We start from the raw sequence: 14401 nt of genomic DNA, 5'->3' as shown, positions 1-14401 counted from the left end.
ATCATCTACCTATTCGATGATACCGTGACCTGCAGCCGGAACCATCAAGCATCATCCGCGCCGGCTCGACAGTGCCCCGGAGGATCGTTCTGGAATGACTCAACATGTGGTGTTTCTGTTGCTCGGCCTGGGCAACGGCGCGGTATTCGGGGCCCTGGCCCTGGCCGTTGTCCTGACCTACCGCAGCTCGGGTGTGGTGAACTTCGCCTCCGGTGCGATCGCGCTCTACACGGCCTATATCTACGCATACCTGCGCGAGGGCAAGTTCCTGCTGCTGGTGCCGGGGCTGCCGACCTCGATCACATTCGGTGACGGGCTGGCGATGTGGCCGGCACTGCTGCTGTCCATCGTGATCGCCGCGGTGCTGGGTGCGGTGCTGTACGTAGTGATCTTCCGGCCGCTGCGGTCCGCGCCCGCGGTTGCACGCGCCGTGGCTGCGCTCGGAGTCTCGCTGGTGCCCGCCGGTCTGGTGGCCGTCGAACTCGGCACCGATCCGATCAATGTGGACCCGATATTCCCGGCGACCATCTGGCGCAACGGCGATCTGCGGATCTCGACGGATCGGCTGTATTTCGCGGTCGCGATTCTGGTCCTCGCGATCGTGCTGTCGCTGATCTTCAAGTACACGAAGTTCGGCCTGGCCACCCGCGCCTGCGCCGAGACCGAGCGCGGCGCCTACGTCAGCGGTATCTCACCCGATCGCGTCGCGGTCTACAACTGGATGCTCAGCTCGGCCGTGGCCGGGCTCTCCGGCATCCTGATCGCCCCGATCGTGCCGTTGGTGCCCGTCGCCTACACGCTGTTCATCGTGCCGGCGCTGGCCGCGGCCGTGGTGGCCCGCTTCGAATACGTCGTGGTGGCGGTGATCGCCGGACTGGCGGTCGGCGCCCTGCAATCGGAGGCGCAGTATCTCGCCTCCAAACATTCCGCGCTGCCCTCGAGTGGGCTTCCCGAGCTGGTGCCGCTGGTATTGATTCTGGTCGTACTCCTCATCAGATCGCGGCCGCTCCCGGCACGGGGGGCGATCATTCTGCGAAGTCTGGGCAAAGCGCCGCGACCCCAGCGCATCCTGCCGACGACCGTACTGATGGTGGTGATCGCCGCGGTGGCGCTGGTGGTTCTGCACGACCGCTACCGCTCCGGCCTGATCATCAGCCTGATCATGGCGATCATCGCGTTGTCGACCGTGGTCGTCACCGGCTATGCGGGCCAGGTGTCGCTGGCGCAGTTGACGATCGCCGGTGTCGCCGGATTCATCCTCGGCCCGATCAGCACCTCGTGGCATATTCCGTTCCCGCTCGCCCCGCTGTGCGCGGCGCTCGTGGCCACCGCGCTCGGCGTGCTGGTCGGCCTGCCGGCGCTGCGCATCCGCGGACTCACCGTGGCGGTGGCGACACTGGCCATGGCCTATGCGGTGGAAGCACTCTGGTTCCGGAATGTGGATCTGGTCGGCTCGTCGGGTGTCGCGATCGGCTCGCCCTCGTTGTTCGGCTGGGATCTGGGAATCGGTTCCGGGCACGGGTATCCGCGGTTGAGTTTCGCGTTCCTGTGCCTGTTCGTGCTCGTAGTGGTCGCGCTCGGCGTGGCCTATCTGCGCAGGAGTTCACTGGGGTCGCAGATGCTGGCCGTGCGGGCCAACGAACGCGCCGCCGCGGCCGCGGGGGTCAGCGTGGTGCGGGTCAAGATCATCGCCTTCGCCATCGCGGCGTTCATCGCCGGAATCGGCGGTGCGATGCTGGCCTATCAGGAGCAGACCGTCACCTTCGACGCGTTCTCGGCATTGAACAGCCTCGTGCTGTTCGGCACCGTGTACTTGGCGGGGACGACGTCGGTTGCCGGTGGCCTGCTCGCGGGCGTACTGGCGGCCAACGGCCTGGTGTTCATCGTCGTCGACGAAGTCTTCTCCGCACACGGCTGGTATCCGGTGGTGGCGAGCATCCTGCTGATCTTCACCGTGATCCTCAATCCGGACGGAATCGTCGGGCCCTTCCACACGCTCGTGGCCCGCCGACGAGGCGGCGCGGGGGCCGAGAAGGCCGGGGCCGCAGTCGGTTCCGTGCCACCGCGGGCGGCCGCGCCGGTCGTGGCGATCGATCCCGGCGCGCCCACGGCTCTGGAATTGCATGATGTGTCGGTGCATTACGGCGGTGTGGTCGCGATCGACGACATCTGCTTGTCGATTCCCCGCGGCGCGATCGTGGGGCTCATCGGACCCAACGGCGCCGGCAAGACCACGCTGATCGACGCGATCAGCGGCTTTGCCGATCATAAGGGCGCGGTACTGCTGGGCACCGAGAACATCGACGCGCTGCCCCCGCACCAGCGCATCCGGGCCGGATTGGGCCGGACCTTCCAAGCCGTCGAACTATACGACGACCTGGATGTGCGGGAGAACGTGCGCGTCGGATTGACCGCGGGCCGCCGGCGTGGCGGCGGTGACGATCAGAAGCTGAGCCGCGTACTGGATCTGCTCGGCCTGTCCGAGGTGGGCGCCCGCCTGGCGGGTGAGCTCTCCCAAGGGCAGCGCCAGCTGGTGTCGATCGCGCGAGCGCTGGTCGGATCGCCGGAGGTGCTGTTGCTCGACGAACCGGCCGGCGGGCTGGACACCAATGAGAGCCAGTGGCTGGGCGATCGTCTTCGCGATGTCCGCGACAGCGGGGTCACCATCGTCATGGTCGATCACGACATGGGATTGGTACTCGGACTCTGCGACCGCATCCATGTGCTCGACTTCGGCAAGGTCATCGCCTCGGGCGGTGCCGAGGACATCCGCGCCGATCGTGTCGTCGCACAAGCTTACCTGGGCAGCGCACACACCAGTGGATTGGCGATATGATGACTGAAACCGCTTCTGCCGCAACGGCATTCGAATGCAGTGGACTGGTCGCCGGACACGGTTCGGTCGCCGTGGTCCGCGATTTCGGACTGCGCCTGGACGCCGGGACGGTGCTGGCCGTTCTCGGCCCGAACGGCGCCGGCAAGACCACGATGATGGAGACGATCGCCGGTCTGCTGCCGCGCTTGGGCGGGGAGGTCCGCGTCGGCGGCACCGCATTGCCCAGTGGGAAGCCCGCCGCCGCCAACCGGGCCGGACTGGCCCTGGTACCCGACTGCCGGGACCTGTTCACCAGCCTGACGGTGGCACAGAATCTGCAGCTTGCGCACCGGCGCGGCGGCCCCGGCGTCGACGCGTGCCTGGAGATATTCCCGGCCTTGGCGAAACGGCTGAACGTGGCCGCGGGCGCGCTGTCCGGAGGCGAGCAGCAGATGCTCGCGGTGGCCCGGGCGCTGGCGCAGAACCCCGCGGTGCTGCTGATCGACGAGATGAGCATGGGATTGGCGCCGGTCATCGTCGAGAATCTGCTCCCCGTGGTGCGCCGCGTCGCCGAGGAAACCTCGGCGGTGGTGATTCTGGTGGAGCAACATGTGCGGCTGGCGCTCGAGGTGGCCGACGAGGCGATCGTACTGGTACACGGTGATGTGCGGCTGCGAGGACCGGCCACGGAGTTGATCGCCGATCCCGACCGGATCGAAGCCGCCTACCTCGGCGAGATCGGAACGGCGCCGGCGTAAGCGCAACCGGAAATAGTTCGGCCGCCTCCGGATTCGGAGGCGGCCGAAGTCGTGTTCGGGAATGGGGTCAGCGGCCGGGCATCGAATACAGCTTGGCGTCCGCGGCGACGCGGCGGTAGTTCGACAGGGTTCCGGCCTTGTCGGCGGTCGCCATGATGCCGTCGGTGCTGCAGATATTGGGCGACAGTGCGATCTGCTTACCGTTGCACTGGAACATGACGCCGCCCGAGAGCGGGTATTCCGTCGCCGGCGCCGATTGCAGCGTGCTGGTGACGGTCGCAGGGGTTACTTCCGAAATCTTGGCGGCATTCAGCGCATCGACCATGCCCAGCACCGGCGAGTAGCCGAAGGCCGCGGTGGAGCCGAATTTCGCGCCGTCGCCGTATTTGCCCAGGACGCTCGCGAAGAGTTTGCCGTCGGGCCGGTCCTTGCTGAGGTCGGTGGTGGTGACCACGTTGATGTCCTGATACCCGCCGGGGATGGCGCTCGCGCCTCCCGGCGTGATGCAGCGGTCGATGATGGTGGTCTTCACGCTCGGGTTGACGGTCTTGATCGCCTTGAGGGCGCTGGTGCAGAAGGTGTCGTTGCCGACGACGGTGTAGAGGTCGGGGTGTTCGCCATCGGCGGCGGCGATCTGCGGGGTCATATCGGCGGTGCCCGGAGGCACCGCGGTCACGTTCAGGCCCACGCCGGCGTTGCCGTAGAGCAGCGCGCCGATCTGGCGGGCGGGCCCCTCCGCGGCCGGCACGCCGATGACGACGAGGTCGGCCTTCTTCACACCGTCGGCCTTGGCCTGTGCGGCGGGCGTCCCGAAGTAGGACAGCCCGTTCAACAGCATGAACACCCCTGGCGTCTGCAACGCGGCCTGAGTGCTCGCGGTGTGGGTGACCAACGGGATTTTGGCCGCGGCCAGTGGCGCTATCGTCGCATCGATCTGACCTTCGACACCTTCGACCACAGCCGCCACGTTGGCCGCCACCATCTGATTCGCGCAGTCGGTCGCGGTCGCGGGCTGGCCGAGGCTCTCGCACACCTCGAGCGTGATCGGATGCCCGCCGAGACCGCCGAGATAATCGTTGGCGTAGGCCACCGCCGCGCGGGCCCCCTTGATCTCGTCGGTGTTGTCGATCGCCGGCGATTTTCCCTCGCTGATGAAGCCGATGGTGACCGGCGTGCCGGCGGCTTTGTTCGGTGAACCTGCGATCGGCTCGGCCGAGGGGGTCGAATCCGACGTCGACGACGAGTTACACGCGGTGGCCACCGCGAGGGCCGCGGCGATCATCAGTGGCGCTGCGATGCGCCCGGGGGTCCGTGGAAAGTGCACTTCAATCTCCAATCGTGATCCTGGCGAGCCCGTGCGGCCGGGCGGATGAACAGATGCGGCACGGACGTGCCTCTGCCAGGAAATATGATGCTATCCGATAGATGATTGAACTGATCGCGCTTTTCGAATCAGAGCCCAAAATATAGTTGAATAATTTTGTTCGAATTGCTTCGGGTGGGTCAGTGCTCCCGCGATGCGGCCAGCATCTCGGTCACCGAGACGAATTTGACCCGGGGGCGGCCTTGCCGCTTGCCGCGTTCGCGCTCCGCGGCGTCGATGGCGCGCCAGCCGGTGCCGTCGACCAGCTCGGGGCGGCGCTCTGCCAGCAGGGCGTGCAGGGTCCGGCGGTCGTGGCGGGGTGCGGGCAGTCTGCCGGCGGTGAAGTCGTCCAGCAGACCGGCCACCGTCTCCTGGGCACACGCCTTGTTCGTGCCGATCACTCCGCGCGGCCCGCGTTTGATCCAGCCGGTCACGTAGACGCCGGTCACGGGATCGCCCTCGGCGGTGACCACCCGGCCCTGTTCGTTCGGTACGATATGCCGAGATTCGTCGAAGGGCAGGTCCGGTACGGGCTGCCCGCGGTACCCGACCGAGCGCAGCACCAGCGAGGTCGCGATCGTCTCGGTGCAATCGGTCGGCCGGGAGGTCAGCTCGCCGCCGGATTCGACCAGCTCGTTGCGCACAATCGTAAGCCCGTCGACCCGGTCGGTCCCGAGGATCTCCATCGGTGAGGTCAGATACCGGAACACGATCCGTTTGTGGCCGGGGTGCTGTGGCTGCTGCGAGTATTCCCGGGCCAGTTCGACCTTGAGCAGGGTCGACGGCTCGGTGCCGGGATCGTCGAGGACGGCCTGGCTGGCCGAATCGAGTTTGAGCTCGGATTCGTCGATGATCACATCGACGCCTGGCAACCGTTGCAGGGCAAGAAATTCCGGCGAGGTGTAGGCCGCCTGGACCGGGCCGCGACGGCCCAGCAGAACCACCTCGCGGATCGTACTGTCACGCAGGGCTGCCAGGGCGTGATCGGCGATATCGGTGCGGGCGAGCTCCTCGGAGTCGAGTGTGAGCACGCGCGCGATATCGAGTGCCACATTGCCGTTCCCGACGATGACAGCGCGCTCACCCGACAGGTCGAAGACGCGATCCGCGTAGTCGGGATGGCCGTTGTACCAGGCCACGAACTCGCCGGCGGAATGGCTGCCGGGCAGCGATTCGCCAGGGATGCCGAGACTGCGGTCGGCCGACGCTCCCACCGCGTAGATCACCGCATGATGGTGATCCATCAACTCGGCATGCGAAATATGTTCGCCCACTTCGACATTGAGTAGATAGCGGAAGCCGGCGTGGCGGGCCGCGGCCTCGAACGTCATGGTGATCGCCTTGGTGCCCGCGTGGTCGGGGGCGACACCGGCTCGCACCAGTCCGTGTGGCGAGGGTAGCCGGTCGATTACCTCCACCTCGGCGTCGGCGCGGCGCATCAGCTCCTCGGCGGCATAGGCCGCGGCCGGTCCCGCTCCGACGATCGCTACGCGCAGGGTGCCGAGTTCCTTGGCGACCCGGCCGGGGGGCGCCGGCTGGATCATCTTCGCGTCCAGCGGGTGCCGCTCGAAGTAGCCGGCGTTGATGTCGGTGTAGCGTTGCAGGCCCTCGGGTAGCTCGTCTTCGGAATAGATCGCGTCGACCGGGCACGCGTCGGCGCACGCGCCACAGTCGATACACGTCTGCGGGTCGATGTAGAGCATCTCCGCGGTGGCGAAATCGGGGTCCTCGGGCCGCGGCCGGATGCAGTCGACCGGGCACTCCGACAAGCAGCTCGCATCATTGCAGCATCTCTGCGTCACTACGAAGGCCATGGTTGCGAGGTCCTCACATTCCCTGTGTCACAACAACTTCGGTACGCCAGCAGGCTATCTGCCAAATCGTCCGGATATGGTTCGCGACTAGTCCATACGGTTTATTGAGTCAACCTATTGTACTATATAGTGCAGAGCTGTCGGCTCGCGGGCGGTGCGCGCAGGAGCCACCGCGACATGTGCCGTGCGTCGACGAGCCGGAATCGACAGGCGGTGTGCTCACGTGGACGTGGCGACAATCTGGACCACCCGGTGGTCCCCTTCGGTGTGGACCGGTGCCATGCGGCTGATGATCGAACTGGGCCGTCAGGTCTGTGCGCTGGACATGCCCTCGGGGATCGGCGGGACGATCGAGTCGGCGGCGCGGTCGAAAGGGTGGACCGTCCCGGTGTTCGAGTACCGGCCCGGTCAGTGGTTGATGTTCGCCACACCGGACCGGCCGGTCGCGGAATCGGAGCGGCGCGATTTGCGACAGGCGGGGGTGACCGCGCTGGACACCGGGACGCTGGAGTTGCCAATGCCGGGAGTCAACAGCCCGTATTGGCACCGGCACCTGCATTCGGTCCGGCCGGTGCCCTCACGCTCGCAGCTGGTGACCCTGGTTCTCAGCGAAACGACCGACAGTCGGCCCGAATAATCGCCGTGGAGTATCGACCTCTGAGCCCCCGGGCCGCCGACCCTCACGGGGTGCCGGTGGCCCGGTCGAATGCCAGGGGAGCGTGCGGGGCCGGGACGCCGGTGGCCCGCGCGGGCCCGCCGATGAGGTACTCCATCAACGTGATGAGCATGGCCTTGGCGGACTCGCGACGGCGGGCGTCGCACAGCATGACAGGCACATGGTCGGCGAGGTCGAGGGCGTCGCGGACATCCTCGGTCGTGTAGCGAGGTGCGCCGTCGAAGCAGTTGACACCGACGACGAACGGCAGGCTGCGGCGCTCGAAGAAGTCGACGGCGGCGAAACTACTGTCGAGCCGCCGGGTATCGGCCAGCACGACCGCCCCCAGGGCGCCGAGGGCCAGTTCGTCCCACATGAACCAGAACCGGTCCTGTCCGGGCGTGCCGAATACGTAGAGCACCAACTCGGGGGAGATGGTGATGCGACCGAAGTCCATGGCGACGGTCGTGGTCGTTTTCGACTCGACCCCGGACAGATCGTCGATATCGCGCGAGAGTTCGGTGACGACTTCTTCGGTGCGCAAGGGGACGATCTCGCTGACGGCACCGACCATGGTGGTCTTGCCGACACCGAAACCGCCGGCGACGAGGATCTTCACCGAGGCGGCCAGAGCGGGCCGTTCGTCGGGGTCAAAGGTTGCGGATGCCATCCAATACCGTTCGCAGAAGGTCGAGGTTGTGGAGTCCGGTGTCGGTCACGAGGGACACCGACCGGCAGATGAGGTGGCCGTCGGCGAGCAGATCGCTGAGCAGGATTTTCGTCACCATCAGCGGAAGACGCAGTGCAGCAGAGACTTCGGCGACCGACTGCGGTGCTCGGCACAGGCGCACGATGTCGAGGTATTCCGGTTCGCGCCGGCGCAGGTCCGCCGCGGTGTCGACGGCCAGGACGAGGGTGATCATGTCCAGGTCTGGCCGAGGACTGTGGGTGCGTCCGCGAGTCAGAGCATAAGAACGTATGAGGGGGCCGGCCTCGTCCTCGTACCACGAGGCACGCCGACCGGTCATGAGCTCGGGTCGCCCATGCGGCCGAAGCCCTGGCGGGGTGCGGCGGAAAGAAAGGTGCCCACCCGGTGCACGGTCTGGTTGATCTCGTAGGCGACCATGCCCATGTTGGCAGTCTCGTCGGTGAGCAACGCCAGACAGGCATTGGGCCCCGCCGCCGTGGCGAACATGACGGCATGGTCGAGTTCGATGACGGTTTGGCGGACAGTGCCGCCGGTGAAGCGGTGCCCGGCGCTGCGCGCCAGTCCGTGCAGGGTCGCGGCCATCGCGGCGAAGTGCTCGGCGTCCTCGACCGGCATGATGGTGGAGCGGCCGAGCAGCAGACCGTCGGTGGACAGCACCACGGCGTGGCGCACGCCGGGAATGTGCGCGACGAGGTCATCGAGGAGCCAGTCGAGGTTGCGGGTGGGCGTCGTCATTGGGGGCCTTCGGGTTCGTAGGGGGCGGTGTCGGGACGCCGCCGCCGGCCTTGGCGCGTGCCGTTCTCGATGGCCGACATCAGATTTCGTGCTTGGGCGGCAGACCGCGGGCGCGGCGGTGCGTCGGCGGCGTGCGAGGTGGACGGGGCCTGGGCCAGCTCCGGCGCCAGGCTCTGCTGGCGGCGTCGGCGCGGTAGCGGCGGCTTGTCGGCGCCGTGTGGGCGGGCGGAGGACGGATCGTGGAACGACGGCGACACCGTGCTCGGTCCGGGGCCGGGATCCGGCGCCGGGTAGGCCGCGGCGTATCGGTCCGGGGATGCCGGGCGGTGCGCTGGTACCTGAGGGGGCGGTGCGAGATCGGCGCGCGCGGTCGCGGCCGGTCGCACCGGAACGTCGGCCCAGGTATCACCGTGCCCCGCTGCGGTGGGCGGCGCGACCGGCCCGGCCGGCCGATGATCGTTGTGCGCCGCCTCGGTGGCGATCAGCTGGGACGGGATGATCACGATGGCTCGAATGCCGCCGTAGTGCGATTCGGCCAGGCGCACCGAGATGTTGTGCCTGGCGGCCAGCAGTGCGACCACGAACAGTCCGAGCCGGGAATCGTCCGACAGGCTCGTCACACTGAAATCCGGTGGGTTGGAGAGGGTTTCGTTCACCCGCTGGATATCATCGGCCGCCATGCCCAGACCTCGGTCGGAGACCTCGACCAGGATGCCCTTACCCACGACATTGCCGGTGACCTCGACGGTGGATCCGGGCGGCGAGAACGACGTCGCATTGTCCATCAGCTCAGCCAGCAGGTGGACGAGGTCGGCGACGGCGGTGCCGGCCACCGATCCGTCGGGGACACGGCCGACCTGCACGCGGGCGTAGTCCTCGGTTTCGGCGACCGCGCTGCGCACCAGGTCGAGTAGCGGGACCGGGTTGCGCCACTGGCGGCCGGGCTGACCCCCGCCCAGAATAATGAGATTCTCCGCGTTGCGCCGCTCCCGGGTGGCCAGGTGGTCGAGTTTGAACAGCAGCTCCAACTGGACGGGATCTTCGAGTTCGCGTTCGGCTTGGTCGAGTACTTCCAGCTGGCGGTGGATCACCAGCTGGCTGCGATAGGCGATATTCAGGAACAGCGCGTTGACGGCAGTCCGGGTTCTGGCCTCCGAGACTGCTGCGGTGACCGCCGCCATCTGCGCGCGGTTGAACGCATCGGCGACCTGACCCACCTCGTCGGTGCCGAAATCGAGCCGTAGGACGTCGGTGTCGAGGTCGACCGTGCTGCCCGTATGGAGCTGTTCGGTGATCCGGGGGAGTTGGTCGTCGGCGAGCGCGAGTGTCTCCTGGCGAAGTCGGCGCAAGCGCCGGATGGTGCGGGTCGCCAGCCCGGCCGCGATCAGGAAGGCGACCACGGAGATCACCAGCACCGCCCCGCCGCCCAGCAGCGAGTTGCGGGCGGTGACTTTGCCGTGATCGGTCGCCGACCGCAAGGCGTAGTGGTTCTGGTTCTGCCACAGGTCGATCAGCGTATTGCCGACCTGCGCGGCCGCATCTTGCCAGTCGGCCACGCTCAGAGGAAGCGGAGCGGGCTCGCTCGTGTCGTGGGCCTTGGCGCTGGTTGCGGATGGCGATTGTTGGGAGACGCCGCGTTGTATGAGGGCGTCCTCCATCGCCGCGAGCCGTCGCCACGGATCGCTCTTGGTCAGAGCCCGCAAGGTTGCTTGCGCCCCGGGGTTGAGCTGCGGTTCGAGATTAGCGATCTCGCTTCGGTAGAAGCCGATCTGGCGGCCGTATTCGAGGAGCTGTTCGGCCGACAGGCCGTTGCCGATGACCGCGGCCGCGGCGAGCGCGTTACCTTTCGACATCGCCTCGGCGGTGTGAAAGAGCCTGGCCGCGTTGGATTCCTCGGCCGCTGTCTCCGAAGTCGGTGCCGCTCTGGTCAGTAGTTCCATACCACCCGCCGCCACCTGGGTGAGCCGGTTGAAATAGGAGTACGCCTCGTCGGCGGACAGTGTTCCGGCATCGGCGCGCTGGCGAACAGTCGGTAGCTGGGAGGTGAGCGACCTGGCCGCGTCCAGGGCGCCGTCGAAGCTGCCGTCCATGCTGCTGATGCGCTGACCGGCGGCGATGATCGTCTGGATCGCGCCGTCCACGCGCGCCCGCTGGGCCGTGAGCTCGCCGGCGTGCTGTGTGTCGCCGCCGATCTCGAGCAATGTCAATCGCCGTTCGTTCTGCGCCTGGACGGCGAACTCCATACCGGGCGCGGTATTGCGGTCGATCTCCGCTGCCCAGTTTTCGGCGTGGCGACCCTGTATCAGGAGCGAGGTGGCAACCCACATCCCGACGAGTAACAGTGCCAGGCTCGGCACCAATGCGATCGACAGAATTTGGCCTCGGACACCGAGTTTGGCCTTGAACACCGGCACAGACTAACTCAACCACCCGCGTTTATCAGTAAGAGGAGCATAATTATCTTACTAAAAGCTCGGGGTTGAAGGTGATCCCGAGGCGACCTGGTTCGGCTCAGGAATCTGCCGCGGCGACGTCTGCTGCCGCGTTGTCCGGCGGTGCGGGCCGGTAGCACAGCGTCAGCAGCGCCCCGGCCGCCGCGGAGCCCAGCGCCGCAGCCACCACGGCGGGCCGCAGCCCGCTACGCCGGCGGCCGCGGAGCCCGTCGACGGAGAACCTGCCGTGGCCCAAGCCGGCAAGCGCCACCGCCGTCCCGGCGACCACGCCGACGTATTCCCATCCGCCTTTGAATACGAAGAATCCTTTGCCCCGGTGATCGGTCGCGGCGGCGACCGACATGAGGCCGACCGTCGCCGCCGCCGGCAGCGGATTAGCCAGTCCGAGAACGAGTCCCGTGCCCGCGGCGATCTCCCCGGCAGCAGCCATCCGGGCGTGTGCGGCGGCCGGTCGCAGGCCGAGGGAGCCGAACCAGCGTGTCGTGCCTTCGATGCCGCCGGGACCGGCGATCTTGTTCCAGCCGTGTGCAATGAGCATCGGTCCGAGCGTGGCGCGCAGCGCGATCGCGGCGATATCCGCGGACCGATCGGAGCTGGTGCGAGACAGTGTGGTCATATGCTTCCTCGTCGATATAGCGTGCGGACTCGGGCTACCGGATGCGCGCTCACACCGGCGCGGCGGCGGAGCTCGGATCGGCGTGCGCCGTTTCGGGATAGAAACGGGTCGCCCAGGTGCGCAGGCGCCGGAAGCCCGCGGCTTCGGAGGGGGCCAGGCCCGGAGGGTCCATGTACTTCTGGTGTTCCCAGATCGCGATGTCGTCGGGCAGAGCCAGTTTGGCTTGGGCCAGCCGCTCGTCGTATCGTCCGTTGTCCTTGTCGATCCAGTACGTGGCGAAGATGTCGGTGGTGGTGTCGTCGACCGGTGTGGGGCAGATTGCGATAACCCGGATTCCGTCGGCGGTGACCTCACCGCTGAAGCTCAGCCCGATGCCCGACCACAGAATTTCGATCGTATTCGACGTATCTTCGGCCCTGTCCACGCCGTCGCTCCAGCGCCGGCCGAATCCGACCTTGGACTGCCAGCGCGCGCCCTGGACGGTCTCGCGGAGAACGGCCGGTGCGTGGGGAGTATGGTGTACGAACCTGAAATGCCAAGGGTCGACGGCATTTTCGGCGATCACCTGAGGGTGGACGTGAATTCCGGGGTGGCGCGACCGAGCCAGTTCGGTGAGCGGAAAATAGTCGACCCGGGCAATGTGGTCGCCGAGCGCGGGGAATGCGTCGGGGACCTCCCAGCTCGGCGGCCTGCCCTCGGAATCGTGCCAGATGTAGATCGACTCGTTGCGCTCGGTGACCGGCCACGCCCGCACGCGGCGGACCCGGTTGGGCTTGTCGTGGTACGGAATGTGTGTATTGCGCCCGTCGCCGTTCCATCTCCACCCGTGGAAGGGGCACTGAATATCGTTGCCCACCACGCACCCACCGTGGCCCAGATGAGCGCCCAGATGCCGACAGTGGGCGTCGAGAACCCGGACGTGTCCATCGTTTCCGCGGAATGCCACGAGTTCGGTGTCGAAATAATGCAGGGCCTTGACCTCGCCGTCCCTGAGGTCTGCAGACCAAGCGACCTGGAACCAGCCCGTGGGCCGAGCCGACGGAAGTTCGGTCATCTCGGACTCCTTTCGAATACCCCTACCATGTCATCGTTTGACAATATAGTCAAAAAGTCGACTTCCGGCGGTGTATCCGACAGGCTCGTTTGGTCGATTCTTCACTGTTAGCTGGGTATAGACTCGTCCGGCTGACTTTGACTACTCTGACAAATATGGCTGAGAGAGTCGGTCGCTGAGGGTCGAGCGGCCCGAGTGTCGAACGAAGCCCACTGTGCTCGCGGCGCGACAAACTCTGTGCCGCGCCGCATTTCGGTCACAGTCGTCGGTTCGCGCCGCGACGGCTCGAGAACTTCGGCGATGGCTGCTAAATGCCGATCCGCTGGGCCAATCTCGCGCGGTGCGTGCCGGCGTCGCCGAGCAGTAGTTCCGAGGATCGCGCGCGCTTGAAATACAGATGGGCGGGCACTTCCCAGGTGAAGCCCATGCCCCCGTGGAATTGGATGTTCTGGTGCGCCGCGGTGACGAACGCTTCGCTGCAATAGGCTCGGGCCAGCGACGCCGCCGCGGGCAGTTCCTCGTTGTCCGCAGCTGCTGCGGCCAGCGCGTAGTACGCGGCCGACTTCGCGGACTCGACTTCGATCAGGACGTCGGCGGCCATGTGCTTGAGGGCTTGAAATGCGCCGATCACCTGCCCGAACTGCACGCGTGTCTTGAGGTAGGCGGTCGACATGTCCAACGCGGCCTCGGCGCCGCCCACCTGCTCGGCGGCCAGTGCGACGGCGGCGAAATCCAGCACCCGTTCCAGCACCTGCCGGCCGCCGCCTTCGGCGCCGATCAGGCGTGCCGGGGTCGAGTCCAGTTCCACGACCGCGAGCTTGCGGGTCTGGTCGAGGGTGATGGACGGCGTTCGGACGATCGCACTGTCGGTGGTATCGATCGCGAACAGTGAAATGCCGGTTGCGCTGCGGGCGGGCACGATGATCAGCTGAGCGTGCGCACCGTCGAGGACGTACTGCTGGGTGCCGTTCAAGGTCCAGCCGTCGGGGTCGTGTGTCGCGCGCACCGTGACGTCGTCGGGGTTCCAGCATCCGTGATCCACGATCAGAGCCACCGTGGCGATCAGCGACCCGTCGGCGATCGCGGGAAGGTACTGCTCCTTGGCTTCTTCGTCGCCCGACTCGAGTAGGGTGGTGGCGGCCAGCACCACCGTCGAGAAGAAGGGGGCGCACAGCAGCGCGCGTCCGGTCTCCTCGAGCACGATGCCCAGTTCGATCCAGCCGGCGCCCTGACCGCCGTACTGCTCCGGAATTGCGAGACCCTGCAGTCCGAGATCGCGTGCCATCTGGGTCCATATCACGGGGTCGTACCCCTCGTCGGTGGCCATGAGCCGGCGCACCTCCGTCTCGGGCGACTTTTCCCGCACGTAGTCGCGAACGAGCGTGCGCAACTGGTTCTGCTCGTCGGTGAATGTTGCGAACAACGTCAT

General features: G+C 66.9%; 12 protein-coding genes. 3 read left to right on the top strand and 9 right to left on the bottom strand.

The features are described 5' to 3' along the window. Window positions 1-94 precede the first annotated feature (94 nt). Together NE2_RS05850 and NE2_RS05845 are read left to right on the top strand one after the other, a co-directional pair. On the top strand, window positions 95-2836 hold the full coding sequence (locus NE2_RS05850) for a branched-chain amino acid ABC transporter permease/ATP-binding protein (RefSeq protein WP_063024528.1): 2742 nt from the start codon (window positions 95-97) through the stop codon (window positions 2834-2836). Beyond that, complete coding sequence (locus NE2_RS05845) at window positions 2833-3573, top strand: ABC transporter ATP-binding protein (protein WP_084493829.1); 741 nt, start codon at window positions 2833-2835, stop codon at window positions 3571-3573. The genes NE2_RS05850 and NE2_RS05845 overlap by 4 nt, the downstream gene beginning before the upstream one ends. A gap of 67 nt (window positions 3574-3640) precedes the next feature. On the opposite strand, the gene NE2_RS05840 is transcribed toward NE2_RS05845, so the two are convergent. Then, window positions 3641-4909, bottom strand: a complete 1269-nt coding sequence (locus NE2_RS05840; RefSeq protein ID WP_181320963.1) for an ABC transporter substrate-binding protein — start codon at window positions 4907-4909, stop codon at window positions 3641-3643. Window positions 4910-5076: 167 nt separating this feature from the next. After that, on the bottom strand, window positions 5077-6750 hold the full coding sequence (locus NE2_RS05835; RefSeq protein ID WP_063024523.1) for an FAD-dependent oxidoreductase: 1674 nt from the start codon (window positions 6748-6750) through the stop codon (window positions 5077-5079). Window positions 6751-6973: 223 nt separating this feature from the next. On the opposite strand from NE2_RS05835, the gene NE2_RS05830 reads away from it, so the two are divergent. Next, window positions 6974-7387, top strand: a complete 414-nt coding sequence (locus tag NE2_RS05830; RefSeq protein ID WP_063024521.1) for a hypothetical protein — start codon at window positions 6974-6976, stop codon at window positions 7385-7387. 43 nt (window positions 7388-7430) lie between these two features. Here the strand turns inward: NE2_RS05830 and NE2_RS05825 are convergent, their stop codons facing one another. The 7 genes from NE2_RS05825 to NE2_RS05795 form a co-directional block, all read right to left on the bottom strand. Continuing rightward, window positions 7431-8075, bottom strand: coding sequence for a GTP-binding protein (locus tag NE2_RS05825; protein ID WP_063024520.1), 645 nt, complete (start codon window positions 8073-8075; stop codon window positions 7431-7433). Beyond that, window positions 8056-8433 carry a DUF742 domain-containing protein gene (locus NE2_RS05820; RefSeq protein ID WP_063024518.1) on the bottom strand — a complete coding sequence of 126 codons (378 nt, stop codon included), beginning with the start codon at window positions 8431-8433 and terminating at the stop codon, window positions 8056-8058. The genes NE2_RS05825 and NE2_RS05820 overlap by 20 nt, the downstream gene beginning before the upstream one ends. Next, window positions 8430-8849 (bottom strand): roadblock/LC7 domain-containing protein, encoded by a 420-nt coding sequence (locus NE2_RS05815; protein ID WP_063024516.1) that lies wholly within the window; start codon window positions 8847-8849, stop codon window positions 8430-8432. Before NE2_RS05815 ends, NE2_RS05820 begins: the two co-directional genes overlap by 4 nt. Next, the gene (locus tag NE2_RS05810; protein ID WP_233429680.1) at window positions 8846-11257 is read right to left on the bottom strand and encodes a sensor histidine kinase; all 2412 of its coding nucleotides are present in this window, start codon (window positions 11255-11257) and stop codon (window positions 8846-8848) included. Before NE2_RS05810 ends, NE2_RS05815 begins: the two co-directional genes overlap by 4 nt. A 103-nt stretch (window positions 11258-11360) precedes the next feature. Then, window positions 11361-11918, bottom strand: coding sequence for a DoxX family protein (locus NE2_RS05805; RefSeq protein ID WP_063024512.1), 558 nt, complete (start codon window positions 11916-11918; stop codon window positions 11361-11363). Window positions 11919-11967: 49 nt separating this feature from the next. Next, complete coding sequence (locus tag NE2_RS05800; protein WP_063024510.1) at window positions 11968-12972, bottom strand: aromatic ring-hydroxylating dioxygenase subunit alpha; 1005 nt, start codon at window positions 12970-12972, stop codon at window positions 11968-11970. 307 nt (window positions 12973-13279) lie between these two features. Then, window positions 13280-14401: an acyl-CoA dehydrogenase family protein gene (locus NE2_RS05795; RefSeq protein WP_063024509.1), complete on the bottom strand. Its 1122-nt coding sequence runs from the start codon at window positions 14399-14401 to the stop codon at window positions 13280-13282.

Origin of the sequence: Nocardia elegans NBRC 108235 (assembly GCF_001612845.1) — a bacterium.
Taxonomy (GTDB): domain Bacteria; phylum Actinomycetota; class Actinomycetes; order Mycobacteriales; family Mycobacteriaceae; genus Nocardia; species Nocardia nova.
This window is presented reverse-complemented; position numbering and strand designations above follow the sequence as displayed.

What these genes read in the sequence shown, in the direction of transcription:
- NE2_RS05850 (WP_063024528.1), top strand. Translation starts at nt 95, where the DNA reads ATGACTCAACATGTGGTGTTTCTGTTGCTCGGCCTGGGCAACGGCGCG.
- NE2_RS05845 (WP_084493829.1), top strand. Translation starts at nt 2,833, where the DNA reads ATGATGACTGAAACCGCTTCTGCCGCAACGGCATTCGAATGCAGTGGA.
- NE2_RS05835 (WP_063024523.1), bottom strand. Translation starts at nt 6,750, where the DNA reads ATGGCCTTCGTAGTGACGCAGAGATGCTGCAATGATGCGAGCTGCTTG.
- NE2_RS05825 (WP_063024520.1), bottom strand. Translation starts at nt 8,075, where the DNA reads ATGGCATCCGCAACCTTTGACCCCGACGAACGGCCCGCTCTGGCCGCC.
- NE2_RS05820 (WP_063024518.1), bottom strand. Translation starts at nt 8,433, where the DNA reads ATGACCGGTCGGCGTGCCTCGTGGTACGAGGACGAGGCCGGCCCCCTC.
- NE2_RS05815 (WP_063024516.1), bottom strand. Translation starts at nt 8,849, where the DNA reads ATGACGACGCCCACCCGCAACCTCGACTGGCTCCTCGATGACCTCGTC.
- NE2_RS05805 (WP_063024512.1), bottom strand. Translation starts at nt 11,918, where the DNA reads ATGACCACACTGTCTCGCACCAGCTCCGATCGGTCCGCGGATATCGCC.
- NE2_RS05800 (WP_063024510.1), bottom strand. Translation starts at nt 12,972, where the DNA reads ATGACCGAACTTCCGTCGGCTCGGCCCACGGGCTGGTTCCAGGTCGCT.
- NE2_RS05795 (WP_063024509.1), bottom strand. Translation starts at nt 14,401, where the DNA reads ATGACGTTGTTCGCAACATTCACCGACGAGCAGAACCAGTTGCGCACG.